The organism is Streptomyces sp. ERV7 (assembly GCF_001653515.1).
In the GTDB taxonomy this organism is placed as follows: domain Bacteria; phylum Actinomycetota; class Actinomycetes; order Streptomycetales; family Streptomycetaceae; genus Streptomyces.
The window spans coordinates 237,149-259,599 of sequence record NZ_LYOY01000051.1; the positions used below are offsets into that span (position 1 = coordinate 237,149).

The 22,451-nt window shown below is 71.1% G+C and carries 22 protein-coding genes and 2 pseudogenes; 15 read left to right on the forward strand and 9 right to left on the reverse strand.

The genetic code is table 11. The features are described 5' to 3' along the window. Positions 1-2: 2 nt before the first annotated feature. The gene (locus A8W25_RS24000) at positions 3-692 is read right to left on the reverse strand and encodes a glycerophosphodiester phosphodiesterase (RefSeq protein WP_067164835.1); all 690 of its coding nucleotides are present in this window, start codon (positions 690-692) and stop codon (positions 3-5) included. Positions 693-845: 153 nt separating this feature from the next. Continuing rightward, positions 846-1,058, reverse strand: a pseudogene (locus A8W25_RS24005) (adenosine deaminase); the annotation flags it as partial. A 20-nt stretch (positions 1,059-1,078) separates the two neighbouring features. Here A8W25_RS24005 and A8W25_RS24010 point away from each other — a divergent pair. The 3 genes and pseudogenes from A8W25_RS24010 to A8W25_RS24020 form a co-directional block, all read left to right on the forward strand. After that, positions 1,079-2,299, forward strand: a pseudogene (locus tag A8W25_RS24010) (S1C family serine protease); the annotation flags it as partial. Between the two features lie 163 nt (positions 2,300-2,462). Next, positions 2,463-2,912 carry a sec-independent translocase gene (locus A8W25_RS24015; RefSeq protein ID WP_067164839.1) on the forward strand — a complete coding sequence of 150 codons (450 nt, stop codon included), beginning with the start codon at positions 2,463-2,465 and terminating at the stop codon, positions 2,910-2,912. Between the two features lie 164 nt (positions 2,913-3,076). After that, positions 3,077-3,754 carry a hypothetical protein gene (locus A8W25_RS24020; protein WP_067164841.1) on the forward strand — a complete coding sequence of 226 codons (678 nt, stop codon included), beginning with the start codon at positions 3,077-3,079 and terminating at the stop codon, positions 3,752-3,754. A gap of 128 nt (positions 3,755-3,882) precedes the next feature. Here A8W25_RS24020 and A8W25_RS24025 read toward each other — a convergent pair whose 3' ends face one another. The 3 genes from A8W25_RS24025 to A8W25_RS24035 are packed head-to-tail and all read right to left on the reverse strand — an operon-like array spanning position 3,883 to position 6,902. Beyond that, on the reverse strand, positions 3,883-5,016 hold the full coding sequence (locus A8W25_RS24025; protein WP_067167115.1) for an Mrp/NBP35 family ATP-binding protein: 1,134 nt from the start codon (positions 5,014-5,016) through the stop codon (positions 3,883-3,885). A 40-nt stretch (positions 5,017-5,056) separates the two neighbouring features. After that, a complete protein-coding gene (locus tag A8W25_RS24030; RefSeq protein ID WP_067164843.1) occupies positions 5,057-5,638 on the reverse strand; it encodes a DUF1003 domain-containing protein in 582 nt (193 codons plus the stop codon). After that, positions 5,631-6,902 (reverse strand): magnesium transporter MgtE N-terminal domain-containing protein, encoded by a 1,272-nt coding sequence (locus tag A8W25_RS24035; RefSeq protein WP_067163712.1) that lies wholly within the window; start codon positions 6,900-6,902, stop codon positions 5,631-5,633. Before A8W25_RS24035 ends, A8W25_RS24030 begins: the two co-directional genes overlap by 8 nt. Positions 6,903-7,118: 216 nt before the next feature. On the opposite strand from A8W25_RS24035, the gene A8W25_RS24040 reads away from it, so the two are divergent. Beyond that, a complete protein-coding gene (locus A8W25_RS24040) occupies positions 7,119-7,871 on the forward strand; it encodes a hypothetical protein (RefSeq protein WP_067164316.1) in 753 nt (250 codons plus the stop codon). 50 nt (positions 7,872-7,921) lie between these two features. Here A8W25_RS24040 and A8W25_RS24045 read toward each other — a convergent pair whose 3' ends face one another. Then, positions 7,922-8,437: a hypothetical protein gene (locus A8W25_RS24045; protein ID WP_067163713.1), complete on the reverse strand. Its 516-nt coding sequence runs from the start codon at positions 8,435-8,437 to the stop codon at positions 7,922-7,924. 112 nt (positions 8,438-8,549) lie between these two features. Here A8W25_RS24045 and A8W25_RS24050 point away from each other — a divergent pair, with 112 nt between their 5' ends. Continuing rightward, complete coding sequence (locus A8W25_RS24050) at positions 8,550-9,464, forward strand: DMT family transporter (protein WP_067163715.1); 915 nt, start codon at positions 8,550-8,552, stop codon at positions 9,462-9,464. Here the strand turns inward: A8W25_RS24050 and A8W25_RS24055 are convergent. Next, positions 9,442-10,569 carry a magnesium and cobalt transport protein CorA gene (locus A8W25_RS24055; protein WP_067163717.1) on the reverse strand — a complete coding sequence of 376 codons (1,128 nt, stop codon included), beginning with the start codon at positions 10,567-10,569 and terminating at the stop codon, positions 9,442-9,444. The two genes, A8W25_RS24050 and A8W25_RS24055, sit on opposite strands and share 23 nt — an antisense overlap. 428 nt (positions 10,570-10,997) lie before the next feature. Between A8W25_RS24055 and A8W25_RS24060 the strand changes: the two genes are divergently transcribed. From A8W25_RS24060 to A8W25_RS24075, 4 genes are all read left to right on the forward strand, one after another. After that, positions 10,998-11,582, forward strand: coding sequence for a suppressor of fused domain protein (locus tag A8W25_RS24060; protein WP_067163719.1), 585 nt, complete (start codon positions 10,998-11,000; stop codon positions 11,580-11,582). 89 nt (positions 11,583-11,671) lie between these two features. Beyond that, positions 11,672-12,310, forward strand: coding sequence for a DUF6758 family protein (locus A8W25_RS24065; RefSeq protein ID WP_067163721.1), 639 nt, complete (start codon positions 11,672-11,674; stop codon positions 12,308-12,310). A gap of 119 nt (positions 12,311-12,429) precedes the next feature. Next, positions 12,430-13,293, forward strand: coding sequence for a PHP domain-containing protein (locus A8W25_RS24070; RefSeq protein ID WP_067163723.1), 864 nt, complete (start codon positions 12,430-12,432; stop codon positions 13,291-13,293). A 99-nt stretch (positions 13,294-13,392) separates the two neighbouring features. Beyond that, positions 13,393-13,998, forward strand: a complete 606-nt coding sequence (locus A8W25_RS24075) for a MarC family protein (RefSeq protein ID WP_067163725.1) — start codon at positions 13,393-13,395, stop codon at positions 13,996-13,998. An 87-nt stretch (positions 13,999-14,085) separates the two neighbouring features. On the opposite strand, the gene A8W25_RS34500 is transcribed toward A8W25_RS24075, so the two are convergent. After that, entirely contained in the window at positions 14,086-14,238 is a 153-nt protein-coding gene (locus A8W25_RS34500; RefSeq protein WP_199831786.1) for a hypothetical protein, read from the reverse strand. A 197-nt stretch (positions 14,239-14,435) separates the two neighbouring features. Between A8W25_RS34500 and A8W25_RS24080 the strand changes: the two genes are divergently transcribed. Then, positions 14,436-15,389, forward strand: coding sequence for an NYN domain-containing protein (locus A8W25_RS24080; protein WP_067163727.1), 954 nt, complete (start codon positions 14,436-14,438; stop codon positions 15,387-15,389). 554 nt (positions 15,390-15,943) lie between these two features. Here A8W25_RS24080 and A8W25_RS24085 read toward each other — a convergent pair. Continuing rightward, entirely contained in the window at positions 15,944-16,492 is a 549-nt protein-coding gene (locus tag A8W25_RS24085) for an NADAR family protein (protein ID WP_067164846.1), read from the reverse strand. A 181-nt stretch (positions 16,493-16,673) separates the two neighbouring features. On the opposite strand from A8W25_RS24085, the gene A8W25_RS24090 reads away from it, so the two are divergent. The 5 genes from A8W25_RS24090 to A8W25_RS24110 all read left to right on the forward strand — a co-directional run bounded on the left by A8W25_RS24090 (position 16,674) and on the right by A8W25_RS24110 (position 22,436). Continuing rightward, the gene (locus A8W25_RS24090) at positions 16,674-18,191 is read left to right on the forward strand and encodes a gamma-aminobutyraldehyde dehydrogenase (protein ID WP_067164856.1); all 1,518 of its coding nucleotides are present in this window, start codon (positions 16,674-16,676) and stop codon (positions 18,189-18,191) included. 79 nt (positions 18,192-18,270) lie between these two features. After that, complete coding sequence (locus tag A8W25_RS24095) at positions 18,271-19,521, forward strand: polyamine ABC transporter substrate-binding protein (RefSeq protein ID WP_067164859.1); 1,251 nt, start codon at positions 18,271-18,273, stop codon at positions 19,519-19,521. 49 nt (positions 19,522-19,570) lie between these two features. Further along, positions 19,571-20,725: an ABC transporter ATP-binding protein gene (locus A8W25_RS24100; RefSeq protein WP_067164861.1), complete on the forward strand. Its 1,155-nt coding sequence runs from the start codon at positions 19,571-19,573 to the stop codon at positions 20,723-20,725. Then, on the forward strand, positions 20,722-21,642 hold the full coding sequence (locus A8W25_RS24105) for an ABC transporter permease (protein ID WP_067164864.1): 921 nt from the start codon (positions 20,722-20,724) through the stop codon (positions 21,640-21,642). The genes A8W25_RS24100 and A8W25_RS24105 overlap by 4 nt, the downstream gene beginning before the upstream one ends. Further along, on the forward strand, positions 21,642-22,436 hold the full coding sequence (locus tag A8W25_RS24110; RefSeq protein WP_067164867.1) for an ABC transporter permease: 795 nt from the start codon (positions 21,642-21,644) through the stop codon (positions 22,434-22,436). The genes A8W25_RS24105 and A8W25_RS24110 overlap by 1 nt, the downstream gene beginning before the upstream one ends. Positions 22,437-22,451: the final 15 nt, after the last annotated feature.

Genomic DNA, 22,451 nt, shown 5'->3' on the forward strand with positions numbered 1-22,451 from the left:
GATCAGTCCGTACCCGCCGCCAGGACCGCGCGCAGTGCGTCCAGCCTGTTCGTGGTGACCGCGTCCACGCCGTGCCCGACCAGGCGCCGCATGGTCCGCCTGGTGTCCGCCGTCCACACCGACACCAGCATCCCGTCGCGGTGGATCCGCTCGGCCAGCTCCGGACTCATCAGCCCGAAGCGGTAGTTGAGCCAGCGCGGCTTCACCGCCGTGATCAGCTCGGGGCGCGGCGGGGCCAGCGTCGTCCAGGTCAGGGCGATCTCGGCGGACGGGTCGGCGGCGCGGACCTTCAGCATGGCCGCGGCGCCCGCGCAGTAGTACACGCGGTCGCCCGCCCCGCACTCCTGCACCGTGCCCACGACCGCGCGCACCGCCGCATCGGTCGCCCCCGGCAGATCGATCATCACCCGGTGCGCGCCCGCCGCCGTCAGGGCCGCGCGCAGGGTCGGGACGCCGGAGCGGGTCAGCTCGCGCACGTCCTCGTACACCAGGGACGACAGCGGGCGGTCGTGGCCCCACAGCCGCTCCAGCGTGTCGTCGTGGAGCAGTACGGGGACGCCGTCGCGGGTCAAGCGTACATCGATCTCGACCGCGTCCGCGCCCCGTTCCAGCGCCGAGTGGATCGACGGGAGCGTGTTCTCGCGGACGCGGTACGGGTCGCCGCGGTGGGCCACGGCAGTCACGGTGCGCATGGGCCCATTGTCGTCACGCGTTACGGCGTCGGCCACTTCGCCGTGTAGTCGTCGATCTCGGCGTTGAGCTTCGTCTTGCCCGCCTCGTCGAGGACGGGTCGCCGCGGTGGGCCACGGCAGTCACGGTGCGCATGGGCCCATTGTCGTCACGCGTTACGGCGTCGGCCACTTCGCCGTGTAGTCGTCGATCTCGGCGTTGAGCTTCGTCTTGCCCGCCTCGTCGAGGAAGGACGCCTCGACCGCGTTCTTGGCGAGGTCGGCCACGCCGCGCTCGTCCAGCTCCAGGAGGCGGGCGGCGACCGCGTACTCGTTGTTGAGGTCGCTGCCGAACATCGGCGGGTCGTCGCTGTTGACGGTGACGAGCCCCCGTACCGGAAGGCGTGACCCCGGCCCCGTACCCCGTACCGGAAGCCGTGCCGACGGCTCCGCCCTCGTCCCAGTGGGTGCAGTACGACCCCTGGGGCGCGGCCGGGCAGCCGCTGAGCACGGCCGGGGTGCCGGAGAAGCGCAGGCCGCGGCGCGGGGCGCTGGTCCTCGGTGCCGTAGCCCTCGCGCTGGTCGCGGGCGGCATCGGCGGCGGGGTCGGCGCGTACGTCGAGCGCACCGGCGCCACCCACGTCAGCCTGCCGCAGGCCGGCAAGGGGCCCACCGGCCGTGCGCCCGACAGCGTCGCCGGGATCGCCGCGAGCGCCCTGCCGGGCGTGGTCACCCTGCACGTCAGCGGGGAGAGCGAGTCCGGCACCGGCACCGGCTTCGTGCTCGACAACGCGGGCCACATCCTCACCAACAACCACGTCGTGCAGCCGGCGGGCTCGTCGGGCGACATCAGCGTGACGTTCAGCGGCGGCGAGACCGCCCGCGCCACGCTGGTCGGCCGGGACTCCGGGTACGACCTCGCCGTGGTCCGCGTCACCGGTGTCTCCGGGCTGAAGCCGCTCCCGCTCGGCAACTCCGACAACGTCCAGGTCGGCGACCCGGTGGTGGCCATCGGCGCCCCCTTCGACCTCTCCAACACCGTCACCTCGGGCATCATCAGCGCCAAGGAGCGCCCGATCACGGCGGGCGGCGAGAAGGGCGACGGCAGCGACGTCAGCTATGTCGACGCGCTCCAGACCGACGCCCCGATAAACCCGGGCAACTCGGGCGGGCCCCTGCTCGACTCGCGCGCCCATGTCGTCGGCATCAACAGCGCGATCCGCGCCGCGGGCAACAGCGAGAGCGGCGGCCAGGGCGGCTCCATCGGGCTCGGCTTCGCCATCCCCGTCAACCAGGGCAAGCGGGTCGCCGAGGAACTGATCAACACCGGCAGGGCCACCCACCCGGTCATCGGGGTGACCCTCGACATGAAGTTCACCGGGGACGGGGCCCGGGTCGGCGCCAAGGCCGCCGACGGCAAGCCGTCCGTGACCCCCGGCGGCCCCGGCGCCACCGCGGGCATCAAGCCCGAGGACGTGATCACCAAGGTCGACGGCCAGCGGGTGCACAGCGCCGAGGAGCTGATCGTCAAGATCCGCTCGCACCGCCCCGGCGACCGCCTGGAGCTGACGCTCAAGCGCGGCGGCCAGGAGCAGCGCCTGACCCTCACGCTCGGCTCCGCGACGTCCTGACCCGGGCCCGGGCCGCCGCGACGGTCCGCCCCGGGTCGCCTATCGGTCACCCGGGGGGCAAGCGGCGGCCAAAGGTCACCGGGTAGGTACCGTTTCGACAGTTTCGACGGGTACCGTGGAGCGGTCCATGACTGGACCCGGGAGCAGAGCCGAGGAGCAGCAGGTGTTCAACGACATAGGGCCCATGGAGCTCGTCACCCTCGTGGTCCTCGCTGTGCTCATCTTCGGCCCGGACAAGCTGCCCAAGCTGATCCAGGACGTGTCGGGGTTCATCCGCAAGCTCCGCAGCTTCTCGGATACCGCCAAGGCGGACATCCGTGCCGAACTCGGCCCCGAGTTCAAGGACTTCGAGTTCGAGGACCTGAACCCGAAGACGTTCGTACGCAAGCAGCTCATGGACAACGACGACCTGGGTCTCAAGGAGATCCGCAACAGCTTCGACCTGCGCAAGGACATGGAAGAGGTCGCGGACGCGGTGCACGGCCGCGAGAGCGCGCCCACCACGGCGGCCAACGGCTCGGCCGCGGGTGTGTCGGGTACGCCCGACCTCCTCAAGAAGCGCGAGAAGCTCGACCCCGGCGAGCGCCCCCCGTTCGACGCCGACGCGACCTGACACCACCCCCCGGATTTCGTACAGAACGTCAATCTGAGCCACGTCCGCACCGTCATTCCCGGTGGGCGCGGCCGGGGTGGCTATCCTCCATAGGTCCGGCAGCCAGGACGCCCGAGGGGGGCGGGCCGCTCCGGACACCTACGGATCAAGGAGGCGGCCGGGCAGTGGAGACGACGAGTCGGGTGGCGGCGCAGGGGGCCGGCGGGGACACCCCGTCCACATCGGAAGGGGTGCCGGCGGCCCGGCGTACGGTCGACGGCTATCTGCGGGCGCCCTTCGCCTGGTACGGCCTGGACGAGGCCTTCACCGGGCCGCGCTGGCTGATGCAGGTGGCCACGGCGGCCGACGGCACCGTGCAGCACGGGTCCACCGGCCACGGCGACGAGCCCTCGATACGGCCCGACGCGGCCGACCGCTCCGCCGCCGACCGTGAGCGCTTCGCGGTGGTCGTGAGCGTCCCCGCCAACCCCACGCGCCGCAGCGGCGACGGTACGGGAGTGCTTGAGGCCACCTCGGTCTCCTCCGCGGCCTGGCTGGCCGGGTCCGGGCTGCTCTCGTTCACCTGGCCCGCCCAGATGGACCACGTGCTGCGCGGCGACTGGCTGGACCAGCAGACCGAGGCGGCGTGGGAGCTGGCGGACGACCTCGCGGGGCCGGACTGGACCACGCTCTCGCTGCCGGTCGACGGGGTGGCGACGCCGTTCCACTACCGGGAGTCCGAGTTCGGATGGGTGCTGGCCGGCTCCGCCGGGGACGGGGTGCATCTGGGGGCGTACGGGCGGGGGCTGAGCGCGTACGGGCTCGGGTTCGCCGTGGTGCGGGACATCACGTCCTACGCGTAGCGGTTCGTGTTTCGCCGCGGGCCGTCCTGGGCCGCCGGTCGCGCGGTTCCCCGCGCCCCGGGCGGCCGCGGCCCGGGTATGCGTAAGGGGCGCCCCCCAATGGTGGGCGCCCCTTACACGTACCGTCTCTAGAACTTGTTGCGCGGCGTGATCCCCAGCGACATGCCCGACAGGCCGCGCTGCCGGCCGCCCAGCTTGCCCGCGATCGCCCGCAGGGCCGCGCCCGCCGGGGAGTCCGGGTCGGACAGGACGACCGGCTTGCCGTCGTCGCCGCCCTCGCGCAGCCGGACGTCGATCGGGATCGAGCCGAGCACCGGCACGTTCGCGCCGGTCGTCTTGGTCAGGCCCTCCGCGACCTTCTCGCCGCCGCCCGTGCCGAACACGTCGACCATCTCGTCGCAGTGCGGGCAGGGCAGGCCCGCCATGTTCTCGACGACGCCGACGATCTTCTGGTGGGTCTGGACCGCGATCGAGCCCGCCCGCTCGGCCACCTCGGCGGCCGCCTGCTGCGGGGTCGTGACGACCAGGATCTCCGCGTTCGGAACCAGCTGGGCGACCGAGATCGCGATGTCGCCGGTGCCCGGCGGCAGGTCGAGCAGGAGGACATCGAGGTCGCCCCAGTAGACGTCCGCCAGGAACTGCTGGAGGGCGCGGTGGAGCATCGGGCCGCGCCATACGACCGGGGCGTTGCCCGGGGTGAACATACCGATGGAGATGACCTTCACACCGTTCGCCGACGGCGGCATGATCATGTTCTCGACCTGGGTGGGACGGCCGTCCACGCCCAGCATGCGGGGCACCGAGTGCCCGTAGATGTCCGCGTCCACGACGCCGACCTTCAGCCCGTCCGCCGCCATCGCCGCGGCGAGGTTCACCGTCACCGAGGACTTGCCGACGCCGCCCTTGCCGGACGCCACCGCGTAGACCCGGGTCAGCGAGCCGGGCTTGGCGAAGGGCACCTCGCGCTCGGCGGTGCCGCCGCGCAGCGACGTCGCGAGCTCCTTGCGCTGCTCGTCGCTCATCACGTCGAGCGTGACGTCGACGCGCGTGACGCCTTCGACCCGCTCGACCGCCTCGGTCACGTTCTTCGTGATCGTCTCGCGCATCGGGCAGCCGGAGACCGTCAGGTACACCGTGACAGCGACTGCCCCGTCCGTCCCGATCTCGACCGTCTTGACCATGCCGAGCTCAGTGATCGGTCGGTGGATCTCTGGGTCGTTCACCGTCGCCAGTGCCTCGCGCACCGCGTCATCCGTAACCATATGGAGATGGTACGGCGCGGGGTCCCGCACCCGGAAAGCCCTAACGGCGGTCGGATTCGTCACTTCCGTGGGGGGCCTCCGGCGGGAATACGACGCGCCGGTCCTCCATCTCCTTGATCATGTCCTGCAGTTCCGAGCGGATCCAGTCGCGGGTGGCGACCTCGCCGAGGCCCATCCGCAGCGCGGCGATCTCCCTGGTGAGGTACTCGGTGTCGGCGATGGAGCGCTCGTTGGACTTGCGGTCCTGCTCCAGGTTGACCCGGTCGCGGTCGTCCTGCCTGTTCTGCGCGAGCAGGATCAGCGGGGCCGCGTACGAGGCCTGGAGGGACAGGGCGAGGGTCAGGAAGATGAACGGGTACTCGTCGAAGCGCAGCGGCGCCGGCGCGAAGATGTTCCAGACCACCCACAGGATGATGACCAGGGTCATCCAGACGATGAACCGCCCGGTCCCCAGGAAGCGGGCGATCTTCTCGGAGAAGCGGCCGAACGCCTCCGGGTCGTACTCGGGCAGCAGTCGTGGCCGGGGCGCGCGCGGCAGGTCGAGACGGGCGCGCGGGCCGCGGGGCACGGCGCTCGCCCCCGCCGCGCGCGTGCGGTCGCGCTCCTCGGTCCGGTCAGCCATGCCGGCCCCCCTCGGCGGCGTGGAACTCCGCCTCGCGCCAGTCCTCGGGGAGCAGGTGGTCCAGGACGTCGTCGACGGTGACCGCGCCGAGCAGCGAGCCGCTGTCGTCCACGACGGGCGCGGCGACCATGTTGTACGCGGCGAGGAACGCGGTCACGGCGGGCAGCGGGGTCTGCGGGGACAGCGGCGGCAGGTCGTTGTCCACGATCGAGGAGACCAGGGTGAACGGCGGGTCGCGCAGCAGCCGCTGGAAGTGGACCGTGCCCAGGTACTTGCCGGTCGGCGTCTCGTCGGGCGGCCGGCACACGTACACCTGCGCGGCGAGCGCGGGCGAGAGGTCCTGCTGGCGTACGCGCGCGAGGGCGTCGGCGACCGTGGCGTCCGGGCGCAGCACGATCGGCTCGGTGGTCATCAGACCGCCCGCGGTGCGCTCCTCGTAGGAGAGCAGCCGGCGCACGTCGGCCGCGTCGTCCGGCTGCATCAGGGTGAGGAGGCGCTCCTTGTCCTCCTCGGGCAGCTCGGAGAGCAGGTCGGCGGCGTCGTCCGGGTCCATCGCCTCCAGGACGTCGGCGGCCCGCTCGTCCTTCAGCTTGCCGAGGATCTCCACCTGGTCGTCGTCCGGCAGCTCCTCCATCACGTCCGCGAGCCGGTCGTCGTCGAGGGCCGCGGCGACCTCGCCGCGGCGCTTGGGGGAGAGGTGGTGCAGCACGTTGGCGAGGTCGGCGGGGCGCAGCTGCTCGAAGGTGGCGAGCAGGCTCTCGGCGCCCTGGCCGTGCTCCTCCAGGGAGAAGCCGGTGACCGCGGACCACTCGACGGTCAGGGTCTCGCCCTTGCGCCGCAGGGCGCCGCCCTTGCCGCGGCGCACGAAGACCTTGTCGATCTCCCAGTCCCGGCGGGCCGGGAGCTGCTGGATGGCCACGTCCAGGACCGTCACCTCCTCGTCGCGCCCGACGAGGGTGACCCGGCGGTCCAGGAGCTCGCCCAGCACCAGCCGCTCGGTGGGGCGCTGCTCGAAGCGGCGCAGGTTGACCACCCCGGTGGTGATGACCTGGCCGGACTCGACGCCGGTGACCCGGGTCATCGGCAGGAAGATCAGCCGGCGGCCGGCCACCTCGACGACGACGCCGAGCAGCCGGGGCGGGCGGCGGCCGACCCGCAGTATCGCCACCAGGTCGCGGACCCGGCCCACCTGGTCGCCGTTGGGGTCGAAGACGGCGACGCCGGAGAGGTGGGAGACGAAGATCCGGGGGGCGCCTGCCGCCATGCTGAGCGCCTCCTCTTGGGCGTGATCCGACCTTGTCGTGGCCTGAAATGGCGCTGAATATCTGATTCAGGCTAGCCGGTGACCATGCGGGGCGCCTTTGAGGGGCGTCCGTACGGCTCTCTGCCGGGCAGCGTAGACGGCCCGGGTAGGGTGCCCTCTGCCGACCCCGACTTCGCGCCCCCCACCTCGCGCGCTCCGACGAAAGGCCGTGTGCCGGTGACCACTCGCTCCCTGTCCGTACGGGCCCGCCGGGCCGCGCTCCCCGTCGCGCTCTGCGCGGGGCTCGCCACGGCCGTCACGGCGTGCGCCTCGGACCCGGACGAGGGGACCAACGGCGTCGGCAGGCTCTCCGCCACCGACATCGAGGGCAAGGCGCGCACGGCTGCGGACGGCGCCGACGCGGTGCACCTCAGCGGCACGCTGGTGAGCAAGGGCGGCTCGTACAAGATCGACATGCGGCTGAAGGGGACCGGCGCCACCGGCACGGTCACCTCGAAGAACACCACGTTCGGGCTGCTGCGGGTGGGCGACGAGCTCTATCTGAAGGCCGACGCCGGGTTCTGGGCGCACCGGGACGACAAGCACGCCGACTCGGGGAGCGCGGCCGCCGCGGGCAAGCTCGACGACAAGTACGTCAAGGTGCCCTCGGGTGACCCCTCGTACCAGGAGCTGCGCGGCTTCACGGACAAGAGCGCGCTGCTCAAGGGCATGCTCGGGCTCCAGGGCGAGCTCTCCAAGGGCGACCGGTCCAAGGTCGGCGGCGTCGGCACCATCCGTGTGAAGGCGGGCGAGGACGGCGAGGGCGGCACGCTCGACGTCTCGCTCCAGGGCACGCCGTACCCGCTGCGCTTCGAGCGCGCGGGCGGCGCGGGCGTACTCGAACTGGGCGACTGGAACCAGGACTTCACCCTGGCGGCCCCGTCGAAGGACGCGACGGTGGACTACGGGAGCAGGCTTCCCAAGACGTAGGGCCCACGGCGGTCCGCGGGCGCACGGCGCCCCGTCCGGCGCCGCCCCGCTCAGCCGCGCTTGTGCTTCCGCTTCCGCAGCAGCCTCGGCAGTGCCGCCGGGATCGGCCGGCGCGTGGTGGCCGGGGTCTCCACGGGCCGCGCGGCCAGCGAGCCCGAGGGCATCTCCGTGTGCGCCTCACGCGGCGTCAGGCACAGCACCCGGCACTCCCGCGCCCAGCGGGCCGTCACCGCCTCGCCGTCCGGCGCGTTCAGCCGCTTGGCCTTGAGCTCGACGGCCACCGCCGCCCACAGCTCACCGTCCGGCGCGACCTCGCTCACCGCGGCCGTCCAGGCCACCAGGCGGCCGCCCTTGTCCTTGCTGCGGACGGTCACCTCGGCGGTGCCGCCGTCGGCCAGGCCCTCCAGCGGCTGCTCGCCGGGGCCGCCGCCCACCACATACGCGGCGCCTTCGTGCCACACGTGCCACAGGGCGCGGTCGGCGGTCCCGGTGCCCCGCACCCAGATCAGCCCGGACTTCTTGGTGGCCTCCTCGACGAGGGCCCGGTCGAGCAGCGCAGGTGTCATGGGGCCACTTTATGGGACGGCACCGACGCGGCCCACGGCGTTGTCCACAGCATGGACCGACAGTTCCGTAAATATGTTTAGCGCCTTACCTGTCAGCCCTTACCCTCTTGTCGTGCCCACCACCACCGCGCTCGCCGCCCCGACCCCGACCGCCGCTCCGGCCGCCCACCGGGTCGACTTCGCGCTGCTCGCCGTCGCCATCGCCAGCGTGTCGCTCTCCGCGCCGCTCATCGCCGCGACGACGGCTCCCGCGCTGGCCATCGCGTTCTGGCGCAACGCCATGGCCGTCGGGGCGCTCACCCCGCTGGCCGCGCTCAAGTACCGGGCACAGCTGCGCGGGCTGACCCGGCGCGAGGTGGGCCTCGCGGTCGCCGCCGGGGCGCTGCTCGCGCTGCACTTCGGGCTCTGGCTGCCGAGCCTGCGGATGACGTCGGTGGCGTCCTCGACCGCGCTGTGCACCACCACGCCGATCTGGACCACCCTCGCGCTGCGGCTGCGCGGGCACCGGCCGCCCGCGATGGTCTGGGCCGGGACGCTGGTCGCCTGCGTGGGCGTGGTGATGCTCACCGGCGTCGACATGACCACCTCGCCGCGCGCCCTAGCCGGGGACGCGCTCGCGCTCGGCGGCGGTATCGCGGCCGCCGGCTATGTGCTGCTCGGCGCCGAGGTCCGGCGGACCGTGGACACCGTCCCGTACACCTACCTCTGCTACGGGACGGCCGCCGCCGGGCTGCTCGCCGCCTGTCTGGCGAGCGGCGCCGACCTCACCTCGTACTCCGGAGTGACCTGGGCCAAGCTGGCCGCGCTCACCGTCGCCGCCCAGCTGCTCGGCCATTCGCTGCTCAACCGGGTGGTGCGGGGCCTGGGGGCGTCCGTGACGTCCACGGCGATCCTCCTGGAGACGCCGGGTGCGGCCCTCATCGCCGCGCTCTGGCTGGGCCAGCAGCCGCCCGCGCTGGCCTGGCCCGCGCTGGTGGTGATCCTCGCCGGGCTCGCGCTCGTCGTCAGAGCCAGCCGTTCCGCTTGAGCGTGCGGTGGATGACCAGGCAGCTGCCGGCGATGGCGGCCAGCACGAGCGGATAGCCGTACTTCCAGTGCAGCTCCGGCATGTGGTCGAAGTTCATGCCGTACACCCCGCACACCATCGTCGGTACGGCGATGATCGCCGCCCATGAGGTGATCTTGCGCATGTCCTCGTTCTGCGCGAACGAGGCCTGCGCCAGATTGGCCTGGAGGATCGAGTTCAGGAGCTCGTCGAAGCCGACGACGTGCTCCTGCACGCGCGCGAGGTGGTCGGCCACATCGCGGAAGTACTTCTGGATGTCCGGGTCGACCAGCCGCATCGGCCGCTCGCTGAGCAGCTGCATCGGCCGCAGCAGTGGTGAGACAGCCCGCTTGAACTCCAGCACCTCGCGCTTGAGTTGGTAGATCCGCCCGGCGTCCGTGCCGCGCGGGCTGCCCTTGGACGGGGCCGAGAAGACATCGATCTCGACCTCGTCGATGTCGTCCTGCATCGCGTCCACGACCGCCAGATAGCCGTCGACGACCTGGTCGGCGATGGCGTGCAGCACGGCCGACGGGCCCTTGGCGAGCAGCTCGGGGTCGTCCTGGAGGCGCTTGCGCAGCGCCCGCAGCGAGCCCTGGCCGCCGTGCCGGACGGTGATCACGAAGTCCCGGCCGGTGAAGCACATCACCTCGCCGGTCTCCACGACCTCGCTGGTGGCGGTGAGTTCGGCGTGCTCCACGTAGTGGACGGTCTTGAAGACGGTGAACAGCGTGTCGTCGTACCGCTCCAGCTTGGGCCGCTGGTGGGCGTGGACCGCGTCCTCCACGGCCAGCGGGTGCAGCCCGAACTCGGCGGCGATACCGGCGAATTCGGCCTCGGTCGGCTCGTGCAGTCCGATCCAGGCGAACCCGCCGTCCTCCCGTACCCGCCGCATCGCCTCGCGCGGCGACAGGCAGGAGTCGGCCTGGGTGCGCAGCCCGTCGCGGTAGACCGCGCAGTCGACGACCGCGCTGCTCGCGGACGGGTCGCGGGTGGGGTCGTACGAGTTGTACGGGGCGGTGTTCTTGCGCAGCGACGGACGCAGGGAGGGGCGGACCGCGGCGCGCAGGTCACGGATCATGGACATGGCAGGACTCCTTCACGGAGGGGCCGCCGACGGGCGTGGCACTGCCCGGAATGGGGACGTGACGCGAGGACTGCGTACATCTGCGTACGTCCGCAAAGCGGGCGGAACCGCGGGATGCGGTGACGGCGTGCGCTACTGAAACGGACTGGGCGAGGCGATGTGCTCTTCCGCCGTGCGACATGCCATGAGACTCAGATGTTTCCCGGTGGAACGGCCGGGTAAGGAGGTCTCGATCACAGGGAACAACGAAGGCGCACGGAAGAGCGGTTGGTACTGCCAGGCCGACTTCGATCCATCGCAGCCCCACCTCCTCCGGCCGGTCCCCCGTGAGGGACTTCCTGCTGCCCTGAACAGCGGCCAAGACTATCAGCCGGCGCAAGTGTCAAGTCCGTACTTTGCTCGTTCGATACGGCTTCTATGCTCAACTCATGGTTGATGTTCTTGCTCTCGTCGAGGCCAGGCTGCGTACCGCCCTCGGTGAACCGGACGCGCGCGCCGCGGTGACCTTCCTCGGCACGGACCGCGTCGAGGTGCTGCGCTTCGCCGACGGGGACATCGTCCGCTACGCCACGCTCGGCATGTCGGCGCAGCCCATGACCGACCCGGCCGCCGCTCTCGCCGACCCGGTCAAGGGTCCGCGCGCCGAGCTGGTCCTGTCCGTACGGGCCGCTCTCGCCGACACGGACAAGGTGCTGCGCCCGCTCGCCGTCCTCGCCTCCACCCCGCAGGTCGAGGGCGTGGTGGTGGCCCCCGGCGCCTCGCTCGACATCGGGGAACCGCTGTGGCCCGGGGCGCCGTTCGCCTCGGTCCTGGTCGCGGAGCCGGGCGGGCTGGTCGAGGACCTGGAGCTCGACGACCCGATGGAGCCGGTCCGCTTCCTGCCGCTGCTGCCGATGACGGCCAACGAGGCGGCCTGGAAGCGGGTGCACGGGGCGCAGCAGCTGGAGGAGCGCTGGCTGGCCAACGGGACGGATCTGCGCGATCCGCTGCGTACGTCTGTGCGGCTCGACTAGCCCGGGAGCCCTCGCCCGCCCCTGTTGCCACACGCCGACCGGGTGATCGTCCTTGACGCGGCGCGGGACGGGGAGGACCGTTGGCATGTATGAGGGGCGAACCCAGTTGCCCGAAGTGCGGAGGCCGGGTCAGGGCGCCCGGTCTCTTTGCCGACACCTGGCAGTGCGACATCCACGGGACGGTGCACCCGCTGCAGCCGGTGGTCCCCCCGAGCGTCGAGGCGCTCGGCGTCGTGGTGCACCGGGCGAAGGTGCCCGTCTGGATGCCGTGGCCGCTGCCGATCGGCTGGCTCTTCACGGGTGTGGCGTGCGCGGGCGACGACCGCAGCGGCGGCCGCGCGACCGCCGTGGCCTGCTCGGGCCCCGGACCGCTCGGCGGCATCGGTGAGCTGCTGCTCGTGGCGGAGGAGCTGGGCGTCGGCCTCGGCGCCCGGTACGCGGGCATCGACGGCCCCGACCCCGGCCCGTACATGAGCGTCGACAAACCCCCGCAGGCCAAGGTCCTCGCGGCCGGGCGCCCCACCCCGCTCTGGCACGTGACCGGCACGCCCGACGACCGCGCGGTCTTCGCGGGCGAGGCCCGCGGCCTGTGGCTGTGGGCGATCCTGTGGCCCGAGCAGTCCGGTCTGCTGCTCTACGACGAGCTGGTCCTCACCGATCTGCGCGACGCGGGCGCCGAGGTCGAACTGGTGCCGTGCGGGGCGCTGTCGCCCCGGATCCTGTCGTGACGCGCGCGTGGCCGGGCGCCCCGAGTGCGGTGACCGCCACAGCCGTTGCGGGCGGGACAGGGGCTACGCGCAGTTATCCTTGATTGTCCCCTGTCAGCCCCTACGCCCTGGAGCCACGCGTGCGCATCGATCTGCACACCCACTCCACGGCGTCCGACGGCACGGACACCCCGGCCGAGCTGGTCCGCAACGCGGCCGCCGCCGGTCTCGACGTCATCGCGCTCACCGACCACGACACCACCCGCGGTCACGCGGAGGCGACGGCGGCGCTGCCCGCCGGTCTGACCCTGGTGACCGGCGCCGAGCTCTCCTGCCGTGTCGACGGCATCGGGCTGCACATGCTGGCGTACCTCTTCGACCCCGAGGAGGCGGAGCTGGCGCGCGAGCGCGAGCTGGTCCGCGACGACCGGGTGCCGCGCGCCCGGGGGATGGTCGCCAAGCTCCAGGAGCTGGGCGTCCCGGTCACCTGGGACCAGGTGGCGCGGATCGCGGGCGACGGCTCCATCGGCCGTCCGCACGTCGCCGAGGCGATGGTCGAGCTGGGCGTCGTCGGCTCGGTGTCCGAGGCGTTCGTGCCCGAGTGGCTGGCGGACGGCGGACGCGCGTACGTCGGCAAGCACGAGCTCGACCCGTTCGACGCGATCCGGCTGGTCAAGGCCGCCGGCGGGGTCACCGTCTTCGCCCACCCGCTCGCCGTCAAGCGCGGCCGGGTCGTGCCCGAGACGGTCATAGCCGAGCTCGCCTCGGCCGGCCTCGACGGCATCGAGGTCGACCACACCGACCACGACGCGCCCACGCGCGCGAGGCTGCGCGGTCTGGCCGCCGAGCTCGGTCTGCTGACCACCGGCTCCAGCGACTACCACGGTGGCCGCAAGGCCGTGCGGCTCGGGGAGTGCACCACCGACCCCGAGATCTACGGCGAGATCACCCGCCGTGCGACGGGCGCGTTCCCCGTCCCGGGCGCGGGCGGAACCGGCCGCTAGCCCAGGGCCGCGGCCCTTTCGCATCTCCTCCCCGGGAGGACTCCGCCCGGCGGGGTCCCCCTTCTGCTCCGTACACCCCTCTTCCTGCAAGGCACCACCGTGTTCGACGCTGCCGTCTTCGGCTCCCTGTTCCTCACCCTCTTCGTCATCATGGATCCCCCCGGGATCACACCGATCTTCCTCGCGCTCACCTCCGGCCGCCCCGCCAAGGTGCAGCGCAAGATGGCCTGGCAGGCCGCTGCCGTCGCCCTCGGTGTGATCACCGTGTTCGGTCTGGTGGGCAACCAGATCCTGGCGTATCTGCACATCGACGTCCCCGCGCTGATGATCGCGGGCGGTCTGCTCCTCCTGCTCATCGCGCTCGACCTGCTCACCGGCAAGATGGAGGAGCCGAAGCAGACCAAGGACGTCAATGTGGCGCTGGTGCCGCTGGGCATGCCGCTGCTCGCCGGGCCCGGCGCGATCGTCCAGGTGATCCTGGCGGTCCAGAACCACGACACGTTCGGCGGACAGGTCGCGGTCTGGGCGGCGATCCTGGCGATGCACATCGTGCTCTGGCTGGTCATGCGGTACTCGCTGCTGATCATCCGGGTGATCAAGGACGGCGGCGTCGTCCTGGTGACCCGGCTGGCGGGCATGATGCTCTCCGCGCTCGCGGTGCAGCAGATCATCAACGGCGTCACCCAGGTGATCCAGGGCGCGTAACCCCCACCGGCCCAGCAAAAAGCGCCCCCGTGCACCGACGTTCGGTGCGGGGGCGCTTCGGCTTGCCGCGTAGGAGATCCTTACGCGTTACGAAGCCGAGCTTTCGGCCGGGCGGATGTAGATGCGCTGGCCGATTGCGGCGGCCTGCTGCACGATCCGGTTGACGGAGGCGGCGTCCACGACGGTGCTGTCCACGGCGGAGCCGTCGACGTCGTTGAGGCGCATGATTTCGAAGCGCATGGCTTCTCCCTTCGTCTGATCCTCCTGAAGGAGAACTACTGGTACTGGTGCGCGGGGGACTCAGCCCCGTTACGACTGGTACAACGGGTTGCCCTTGGCAAACATTCCCTACGCTAAGGAAATTTTTTCACGAACTAAATACTGGCAGGTAAGGCACCGGTTGTGTGGGGTCGCTCACGCCACCGAGAATGAGGGCAATGAGCGAACCAGGCGACATCCCAGGCATCTCCGACGGCCCGAGCGACCCGGCCGACCCGGGCGCGTCCACCGTGTCCGACATCGCCGTACGGCTGGAGCGCACCAACCAGCTGCTGCGGCGGATGCTGGCCGAGGTGGCGAAGACGCCCTCCACCCACGCGATCTTCGTGGACGCGGGCTATGTGTACGCGGCGGCGGGCCTCCTGGTCGCCGGGACGGAGGACCGGCGGTCCTTCGACCTCGACGCCGAGGGGCTGATCGAGGCCTTCATCGACAAGGCGCGCACGATCTTCGCGGACAGCCGGCTGCTCCGTGTGTACTGGTACGACGGCGCGCGCCGGCGCATCCACACCGCCGAGCAGCAGTCGATCGCCGAGCTGCCGGACGTGAAGGTGCGCCTCGGCAACCTCAACGCCAACAACCAGCAGAAGGGCGTCGACTCACTGATCCGCTCCGACCTGGAGTCCCTCGCCCGGCACCGCGCCATCAGCGACGCGGCGCTCATCGGCGGCGACGAGGACCTGGTCTCGGCGGTCGAGGCGGCGCAGGGGTACGGCGCGCGGGTCCACCTCTGGGGCATCGAGGCGGCGGAGGGGCGCAACCAGGCGGAGCCGCTGCTGTGGGAGGTCGACAGCCAGCGCACGTTCGACCTGGACTTCTGCAAGCCGTACGTCACCCGGCGGCCGGTGACGATGTACGAGGACAGCGGGCCCGCGCCGACGCGGGACGATGTGCGGTTCGTGGGGGCGCAGATCGCGGCGACGTGGCTGTCGGAGCGGGGGCGCGCGGCGCTGGCGCAGCTGCTCCCCGGGCACCCGTACCTGCCCGGCCCGGTGGACCAGGACCTCCTGGTCGAGGCGGAACGCCTGCTGCAGCGGTCGCTGCGGGGGCACGCGGATTTGCGGCGGGCGCTGCGGGACGGGTTTTGGCAGCACCTTCAGTCGCAGTACTGAGCGCTCGGTGGGGTGCCCGGACTTTGCCCGCGGGCCGGTGGGGGCTGGGCGCGGTCCCCAGCGCCCCTTCTTGGCCGGACTTCACCTTGCGGCCGGTGGGTGGCTGGTCGCGCAGTTCCCCGCGCCCCTGAACCCTCTGGATCCGCGGACCGTGCTCGCTTCTCGCGCAGTTCCCCGCGCCCCTGAACCCTCTGGATCCGCGGGCCGTGGGTGGCTGGTCGCGCAGTTCCCCGCGCCCCTAAAGGAACGATCGGGGCTCCGCCCCGGAGCCCGCTCCTCAAGCGCCGGAGGGGCTGGATGCGCAGCCGCAGGGGCCGCATCGCTGCCGCCCGAGGGGCTGGAAGCACCTGGAGCCGGGATGCCTAAGGGGCGCGGGGACTGCGCGACCAGCCCCCACCGGCCCGCAGTCAAAGACCCGCCTCCCCCGGAGGGCCTCGCGGGGAACTGCGCGACCAGCCCCCACCGGCCTGCAGTTAAAACCACGCCCCCCGGAGGGGCGGGCCCCCACCGGCCCTCGGGTAAAGAACACGCCCCCGGAGGGGCCCGGCAACCCGTTAGCCGGTTCGTAGGCGTTCGCGTGTTTCCATCAGCGCGAAGCCCAGGAGGTTCTGGCCGCGCCAGTTCGCCGGGTCCGATGCCTCGGGGGCGTCCGCCGCGAGGCCTATGCCCCAGATGCGGTCCAGGGGGCTCGCCTCCACCAGGACGCGGGTGCCTGTGGAGAGCAGGTAGGTCCTGAGCGCGGTGGACCCGCCGAACTTGTGGACGCTTCCGGTCACCACGATCCCGTACCGCTCCCGCCTCCACACCTCCTCGTCGAAGCCGCGGACCAGTCGGCCCGCGTTCTTCGCCTCGGCCGGGGTGCTGGCCGTGAGGGCGGCCCGCTCCGCCTCCGGGTCGGCGAACAGGCGGGCCTTGGACGCCATCATCCAGTGCTCGGCCGTCGCGTACTCCACTCCGTCCACCGTGAACGGCGACGGCCACCACTGGCTGAAACAGCTCGGTCCGAGTGTCCCGTCACGGCGGGGCGCATGGCCCCAGAAGTGCAGGAACTCGACCCTTTCACCATCCTTGACCTGCGCGATCAAATTGTCGATCTTCTCCATACACGCGAGTCTGGCATCCGCCACTGACACTCCGTACGGGTATTTACGGCCTGACCCGACACATGGTCGACAGATTTCGTCGCGTAACCAAAAGGCAACAACGGAATCACTTGTTGGTCAGATGCCGCTCTGTCAGGATCGGCACTCAAATCGAGCTGGAGCTACGGAGACCGTGAGCGAGATGGGCAACAGCAACAGCAGTCGCTTCCCGGCGCAGGACCGTTTCGAAGGCGGCGCCCAGTACATCGGCGGGCGCCTCGCGCCCGGCACCTCCGGGCGCAAGCAGGACGTCGTCGACCCTGCCACGGGGCAGGGGGTGTACACGTACGAGCTGGCCGGCGCAGGCGACGTGGACGCCGCCGTCGCGGCCGCGAAGGACGCGTTCCCGGGCTGGTCCGGCGCCACCCCCGCCGAACGCTCCGACGCCCTGCACCGCTTCGCCGCCGTCCTCGCCGACCGCGCGGAGGAGTTCGCGCAGGCCGAGTCCCTCCAGTGCGGCAAGCCGATCAAGCTCAGCCGGGAGTTCGACGTCCCGGGGACCGTCGACAACACCGCGTTCTTCGCCGGCGCCGCCCGCCATCTCCAGGGGCAGTCCGCCGGGGAGTACTCGGGCGACCACACCTCGTACGTCCGCCGCGAGGCCATCGGCGTCGTCGGCTCCATCGCGCCCTGGAACTACCCGCTCCAGATGGCCGCCTGGAAGGTCCTCCCGGCGATCGCCGCAGGCAACACCATCGTCCTCAAGCCCGCCGAGATCACCCCGCTGACCTCGTTGCTGTTCGCCGAGGCCGCGACCGCCGCCGGGATTCCGGACGGGGTCCTCAACATCGTCTCGGGAGCCGGGCGGGACGCCGGCGAGCACCTCGTGGGCCACCCCGACGTCGTCATGACCTCCTTCACCGGGTCCACCGCCGTCGGCAAGCGCGTCGCCGAGATCGCCACCGCGACCGTCAAGCGGACCCATCTGGAGCTCGGCGGCAAGGCGCCGTTCGTCGTCTTCGACGACGCCGACCTGGAGGCCGCCGTCCACGGCGCGGTCGCCGCCTCCCTCATCAACTCCGGCCAGGACTGCACCGCCGCCACGCGCGCGTACGTACAGCGGCCGTTGTACGACGCCTTCGTGGCCGGGGTCGCCGATCTGATGGCGACCGTCCGGGTCGGCGACCCCTTCGACCCCGCCACCGATCTGGGCCCGCTGATCAGCCACGTCCACCGCGACCGCGTCGCCGGGTTCGTGGAGCGCGCCCGCTCCTACGCCCGGATCGTCACCGGTGGCGCGGCCCCGAAGGGGGAGGGCGCCTTCTACCTGCCGACGCTCGTCGCCGACGCGCCGCAGGGCAGTGAGGTCGTCCAGTCCGAGATCTTCGGGCCGGTGCTCGCCGTGCTGCCCTTCGACTCCGACGAGGAGGGCATCCGGCTCGCCAACGACACCCCGTACGGTCTCGCCGCCTCCGCGTGGAGCCGGGACGTCTACCGGACGGGCCGTGCCACCCGGGAGATCAAGGCCGGGTGCGTCTGGGTCAACGACCACATTCCGATCATCAGCGAGATGCCGCACGGCGGCTATAAGGCGAGCGGCTACGGAAAGGACATGTCGGCGTACTCGTTCGAGGAGTACACGCAGGTCAAGCATGTGATGTATGACAACACGGCGGTCGCCGCGAAGGACTGGCACCGCACGATCTTCGGGGACCGATAAAGCATCCGATCAGCGGCTCCGCCGCGTGGCGGCCGTCCGACCAGCGGCCGCCACCTCCACCCGAAAGGGCACACAGCGCATGGAGCAGTACGAGCCGGACCGCCTGTCCGGGGCCCAACTGGCCGCCATACAGCGCAGCCTGACCAGCGGCCGGGGCGCCCTGACCCGCCGTTCGCTGATGCGCGCCACCGGTTTCGGCGCGCTCGCCGTCGGCGGCCTCGCCGGCCTCGCCGGCTGCGGGATCCCGGCCGCCAAGAAGGCGGGCGGCCAGGCCCCGGCGTCGACGGACCACTCGGCCGAGGAGAAGGTGATCAACTTCTCCAACTGGACCGAGTACATGGACGTCAGCGACGACAAGAAGCACCGGCCGACCCTGGACGACTTCACCCGGCGGACCGGCATCCAGGTCAAGTACACCGAGGACATCAACGACAACGTCGAGTTCTTCGGCAAGATCAAGCCGCAGCTCGCGGCCGGGCAGGACATCGGCCGGGACATCATCGTCGTCACCGACTGGCTGGCCGGGCGGCTCATCCGGTTCGGCTGGGCGCAGAAGCTCGACGCCTCGAAACTGCCGCACGCCTACGCCAACCTCTCGGCCCCCTTCCGCACCCCCGACTGGGACCCGGGCCGGGCCTACTCGTACCCGTGGACCGGCATCCCGGCCGTCATCGCGTACAACTCCAAGGCGACCGGCGGCAAGACCGTCGACTCCGTCACCCAGCTGCTCGACGACCCCACCCTCAAGGGCCGGGTGGGCTTCCTCACCGAGATGCGCGACACCGTCGGCATGACCCTGCTCGACATGGGCAAGGACCCGACGAAGTTCACCGACGCCGACTTCGACGCGGCGATCGGGCGGCTCCAGAAGGGCGTCGACAAGAAGCAGATCCGGCGCTTCACCGGCAACGACTACACCGGCGACCTCGACAAGGGCGACCTCGCCGCGTGTGTGGCCTGGGGTGGCGACGTCACCCAGCTGCGCACCGACAACCCGGACATCAAGTACGCGATCCCGGCGGCCGGATACATGCTCTCCAGCGACAACCTGCTGATCCCCGCGAGGGCCCGGCACCAGTCCAACGCCGAGCGGCTGATCGACTACTACTACGAGCCGCCGGTCGCGGCCAAGCTCGCCGCGTACATCAACTACGTGTGCCCGGTCGACGGCGTGCGCGAGGAGCTCACCCGGATCGACCCCGAACTGGCCGAGAACACGCTGATCCTGCCCGACAAGGCCATGGCCGCCAAGGCGCACTCCTTCCGCTCGCTCAGCAGCGAGGAGGAGACCAAGTACGAGGAGAAGTTCGCCAAGCTCATCGGCGCCTGACCCCTCAATCCCCTCCCCTCGCCCCTCTCCACCCCTGGGATCGCAACCCATGACTGACGACAAGAACGACGGCGGCGACGTCCGCCTCACCGGGATCAGCAAGACGTACGGCTCCTTCACCGCCGTCCATCCGCTCGAACTGACCGTCCCGCAGGGCTCGTTCTTCGCCCTCCTCGGCGCCTCCGGGTGCGGCAAGACCACCACCCTGCGCATGATCGCCGGACTGGAGGAGCCCACCACCGGGACCGTCTTCCTCGGCGACAAGGACGTCACCGCCCTGCCGCCCTACAAGCGGCCGGTGAACACCGTCTTCCAGTCGTACGCGCTCTTCCCGCACCTGAACGTCTCCGAGAACGTCGCCTTCGGGCTGCGCCGCCGGGGCATCAAGTCGGTGAAGAAGCAGGTCGACGACATGCTGGAGCTCGTCCAGCTCGGCGACTTCGCGGGGCGCAAGCCGCACCAGCTCTCCGGCGGCCAGCAGCAGCGCGTGGCGGTCGCCCGCGCGCTGATCAACCACCCGCAGGTGCTGCTCCTCGACGAGCCGCTCGGCGCCCTCGACCTCAAGCTGCGCCGCCAGATGCAGCTGGAGCTCAAGCGCATCCAGACCGAGGTCGGCATCACCTTCATCCACGTCACCCACGACCAGGAGGAGGCCATGACCATGGCCGACACGGTCGCGGTGATGAACGGCGGCCGCGTCGAGCAGCTCGGCGCCCCAGCCGACCTCTACGAGAACCCGAGGACCACGTTCGTGGCGAACTTCCTCGGCACCTCCAACCTCATCGAGGCCGAGGTCGTCGAGAAGAGCGGCGAGGACGTCCTGGTCAGCGCGGGCGGCGCCAAGCTGCGGCTGCCCGGCGGACGATGTTCGGCGCCGGCCACCGGCGGCGGCAAAGTGCTGGTGGGCGTGCGCCCGGAGAAGATCTCCCTCGCCCACCGGGACGACGAGGGCTCGATAGCGGAGGGCCGCAACCGGGTCCCCGGACGCATCGTCGACTCCTCGTTCATCGGCGTCTCCACCCAGTACCTCATCGACTCCCCGGCGGGCCGGGGGCTCGCGGTCTACGAGCAGAACATCGAGCGCGACACCCGCCTGGTGCCCGGCGCCGAGGTCGTCCTGCACTGGAACCCGGCGCACACCTTCGGCCTGGACGCGGCGCAGGCGATCGACGCGGGCGTGGAGAAGGTCGAGGACGCCGCGTGAGCGCCGTGACCGAGGCGCCCCCGGCCGCCGACCTCCCCGTACGCAAGGCGTCGGTGCGCAAGCGCCTGGTGCCCTACTGGCTGCTGGTGCCCGGCCTCCTGTGGCTGATCGTCTTCTTCGCGCTGCCGATGGTCTACCAGGCCTCCACCTCGGTGCAGACCGGCTCCCTGGAGAAGGGCTACGAGGTCACCTGGCACTTCCAGACCTACTGGGACGCCTTCAAGGAGTACTACCCGCAGTTCGTGCGCTCCCTGCTGTACGCGGGTACGGCGACCGTGCTGTGTCTGCTGCTCGGCTATCCGCTGGCGTATCTGATCGCCTTCAAGGCGGGGCGCTGGCGCAATGTGATCCTGGTGCTCGTCATCGCGCCGTTCTTCACCAGCTTCCTGATCCGCACGCTGGCCTGGAAGACGATCCTGGCGGACGGCGGCCCGGTGGTGCACACGCTGAACTCGCTGCATGTGCTGGACGTGACGAGCTGGCTGGGCTTCACCGAGGGCGACCGGGTGCTCGCCACCCCGATGGCGGTGGTCTGCGGTCTCACGTACAACTTCCTGCCGTTCATGATCCTGCCGCTGTACACCTCGCTGGAGCGGATCGACTCCCGGCTGCACGAGGCGGCCGGCGATCTCTACGCGACGCCCGCGACCACCTTCCGCAAGGTGACCTTCCCGCTCTCCATGCCGGGAGTCGTCTCGGGCACGCTGCTCACCTTCATCCCGGCGAGCGGCGACTACGTCAACGCCGAACTGCTCGGCTCCACCGACCAGAAGATGGTCGGCAACGTGATCCAGTCGCAGTTCCTGCGGGTCCTGGACTATCCGACGGCCGCCGCCCTCTCCTTCATCCTGATGGCGATCGTCCTGGTCATGGTCACCGTCTACATCCGCCGAGCCGGGACGGAGGACCTGGTCTGATGCGCTGGCTCCGACGCAATGTCATCGTCATCGCGGGGCTCGCGACCCTCGCGTACCTGATCCTGCCGAACGTCGTCGTGATGGTGTTCTCGTTCAACAAGCCGAACGGGCGCTTCAACTACTCCTGGCAGCGGTTCTCCACCGACGCCTGGCAGGACCCGTGCGGCGTCGCCGACATGTGCGGCTCGCTCTCGCTCTCGCTCCAGATCGCCACCTGGGCGACGGTCGGCGCGACCGTGCTCGGCACGATGATCGCCTTCGCGCTGGTGCGCTACCGCTTCCGGGCGCGCGGCGCGATCAACTCGCTGATCTTCCTGCCGATGGCGATGCCCGAGGTCGTCATGGCCGCCTCGCTGCTCACGCTCTTCCTCAACCTGGGCGCGCAGCTCGGCTTCTGGACCATCCTGATCGCCCACATCATGTTCTGTCTGAGCTTCGTGGTGACGGCGGTGAAGGCGCGGGTGATGTCGATGGACCCGCGCCTGGAGGAAGCGGCGCGCGATCTGTACGCGGGACCGGTCCAGACGTTCGTACGGGTCACCCTGCCGATCGCGGCCCCCGGAATCGTCGCGGGCGCGCTGCTCGCCTTCGCGCTCTCCTTCGACGACTTCATCATCACCAACTTCAACGCGGGCTCCACCGTGACGTTTCCCATGTTCGTCTGGGGATCGGCGCAGCGGGGCACACCCGTTCAGATCAATGTCATCGGTACGGCGATGTTCGTCATCGCCGTGGTGGTGGTCGTCGCCGGCCAGCTCGTCGCGAACCGGCGCGACAAGAGTGCCAAAGCCTGAGCAACAACTGACCCG

What these genes read in the sequence shown, in the direction of transcription:
- A8W25_RS24000 (WP_067164835.1), bottom strand. Translation starts at nt 692, where the DNA reads ATGCGCACCGTGACTGCCGTGGCCCACCGCGGCGACCCGTACCGCGTC.
- A8W25_RS24025 (WP_067167115.1), bottom strand. Translation starts at nt 5,016, where the DNA reads ATGGTTACGGATGACGCGGTGCGCGAGGCACTGGCGACGGTGAACGAC.
- A8W25_RS24030 (WP_067164843.1), bottom strand. Translation starts at nt 5,638, where the DNA reads ATGGCTGACCGGACCGAGGAGCGCGACCGCACGCGCGCGGCGGGGGCG.
- A8W25_RS24035 (WP_067163712.1), bottom strand. Translation starts at nt 6,902, where the DNA reads ATGGCGGCAGGCGCCCCCCGGATCTTCGTCTCCCACCTCTCCGGCGTC.
- A8W25_RS24045 (WP_067163713.1), bottom strand. Translation starts at nt 8,437, where the DNA reads ATGACACCTGCGCTGCTCGACCGGGCCCTCGTCGAGGAGGCCACCAAG.
- A8W25_RS24055 (WP_067163717.1), bottom strand. Translation starts at nt 10,569, where the DNA reads ATGTCCATGATCCGTGACCTGCGCGCCGCGGTCCGCCCCTCCCTGCGT.
- A8W25_RS24060 (WP_067163719.1), top strand. Translation starts at nt 10,998, where the DNA reads ATGGTTGATGTTCTTGCTCTCGTCGAGGCCAGGCTGCGTACCGCCCTC.
- A8W25_RS24065 (WP_067163721.1), top strand. Translation starts at nt 11,672, where the DNA reads ATGAGGGGCGAACCCAGTTGCCCGAAGTGCGGAGGCCGGGTCAGGGCG.
- A8W25_RS34500 (WP_199831786.1), bottom strand. Translation starts at nt 14,238, where the DNA reads ATGCGCTTCGAAATCATGCGCCTCAACGACGTCGACGGCTCCGCCGTG.
- A8W25_RS24080 (WP_067163727.1), top strand. Translation starts at nt 14,436, where the DNA reads ATGAGCGAACCAGGCGACATCCCAGGCATCTCCGACGGCCCGAGCGAC.
- A8W25_RS24085 (WP_067164846.1), bottom strand. Translation starts at nt 16,492, where the DNA reads ATGGAGAAGATCGACAATTTGATCGCGCAGGTCAAGGATGGTGAAAGG.
- A8W25_RS24090 (WP_067164856.1), top strand. Translation starts at nt 16,674, where the DNA reads ATGGGCAACAGCAACAGCAGTCGCTTCCCGGCGCAGGACCGTTTCGAA.
- A8W25_RS24095 (WP_067164859.1), top strand. Translation starts at nt 18,271, where the DNA reads ATGGAGCAGTACGAGCCGGACCGCCTGTCCGGGGCCCAACTGGCCGCC.
- A8W25_RS24100 (WP_067164861.1), top strand. Translation starts at nt 19,571, where the DNA reads ATGACTGACGACAAGAACGACGGCGGCGACGTCCGCCTCACCGGGATC.
- A8W25_RS24110 (WP_067164867.1), top strand. Translation starts at nt 21,642, where the DNA reads ATGCGCTGGCTCCGACGCAATGTCATCGTCATCGCGGGGCTCGCGACC.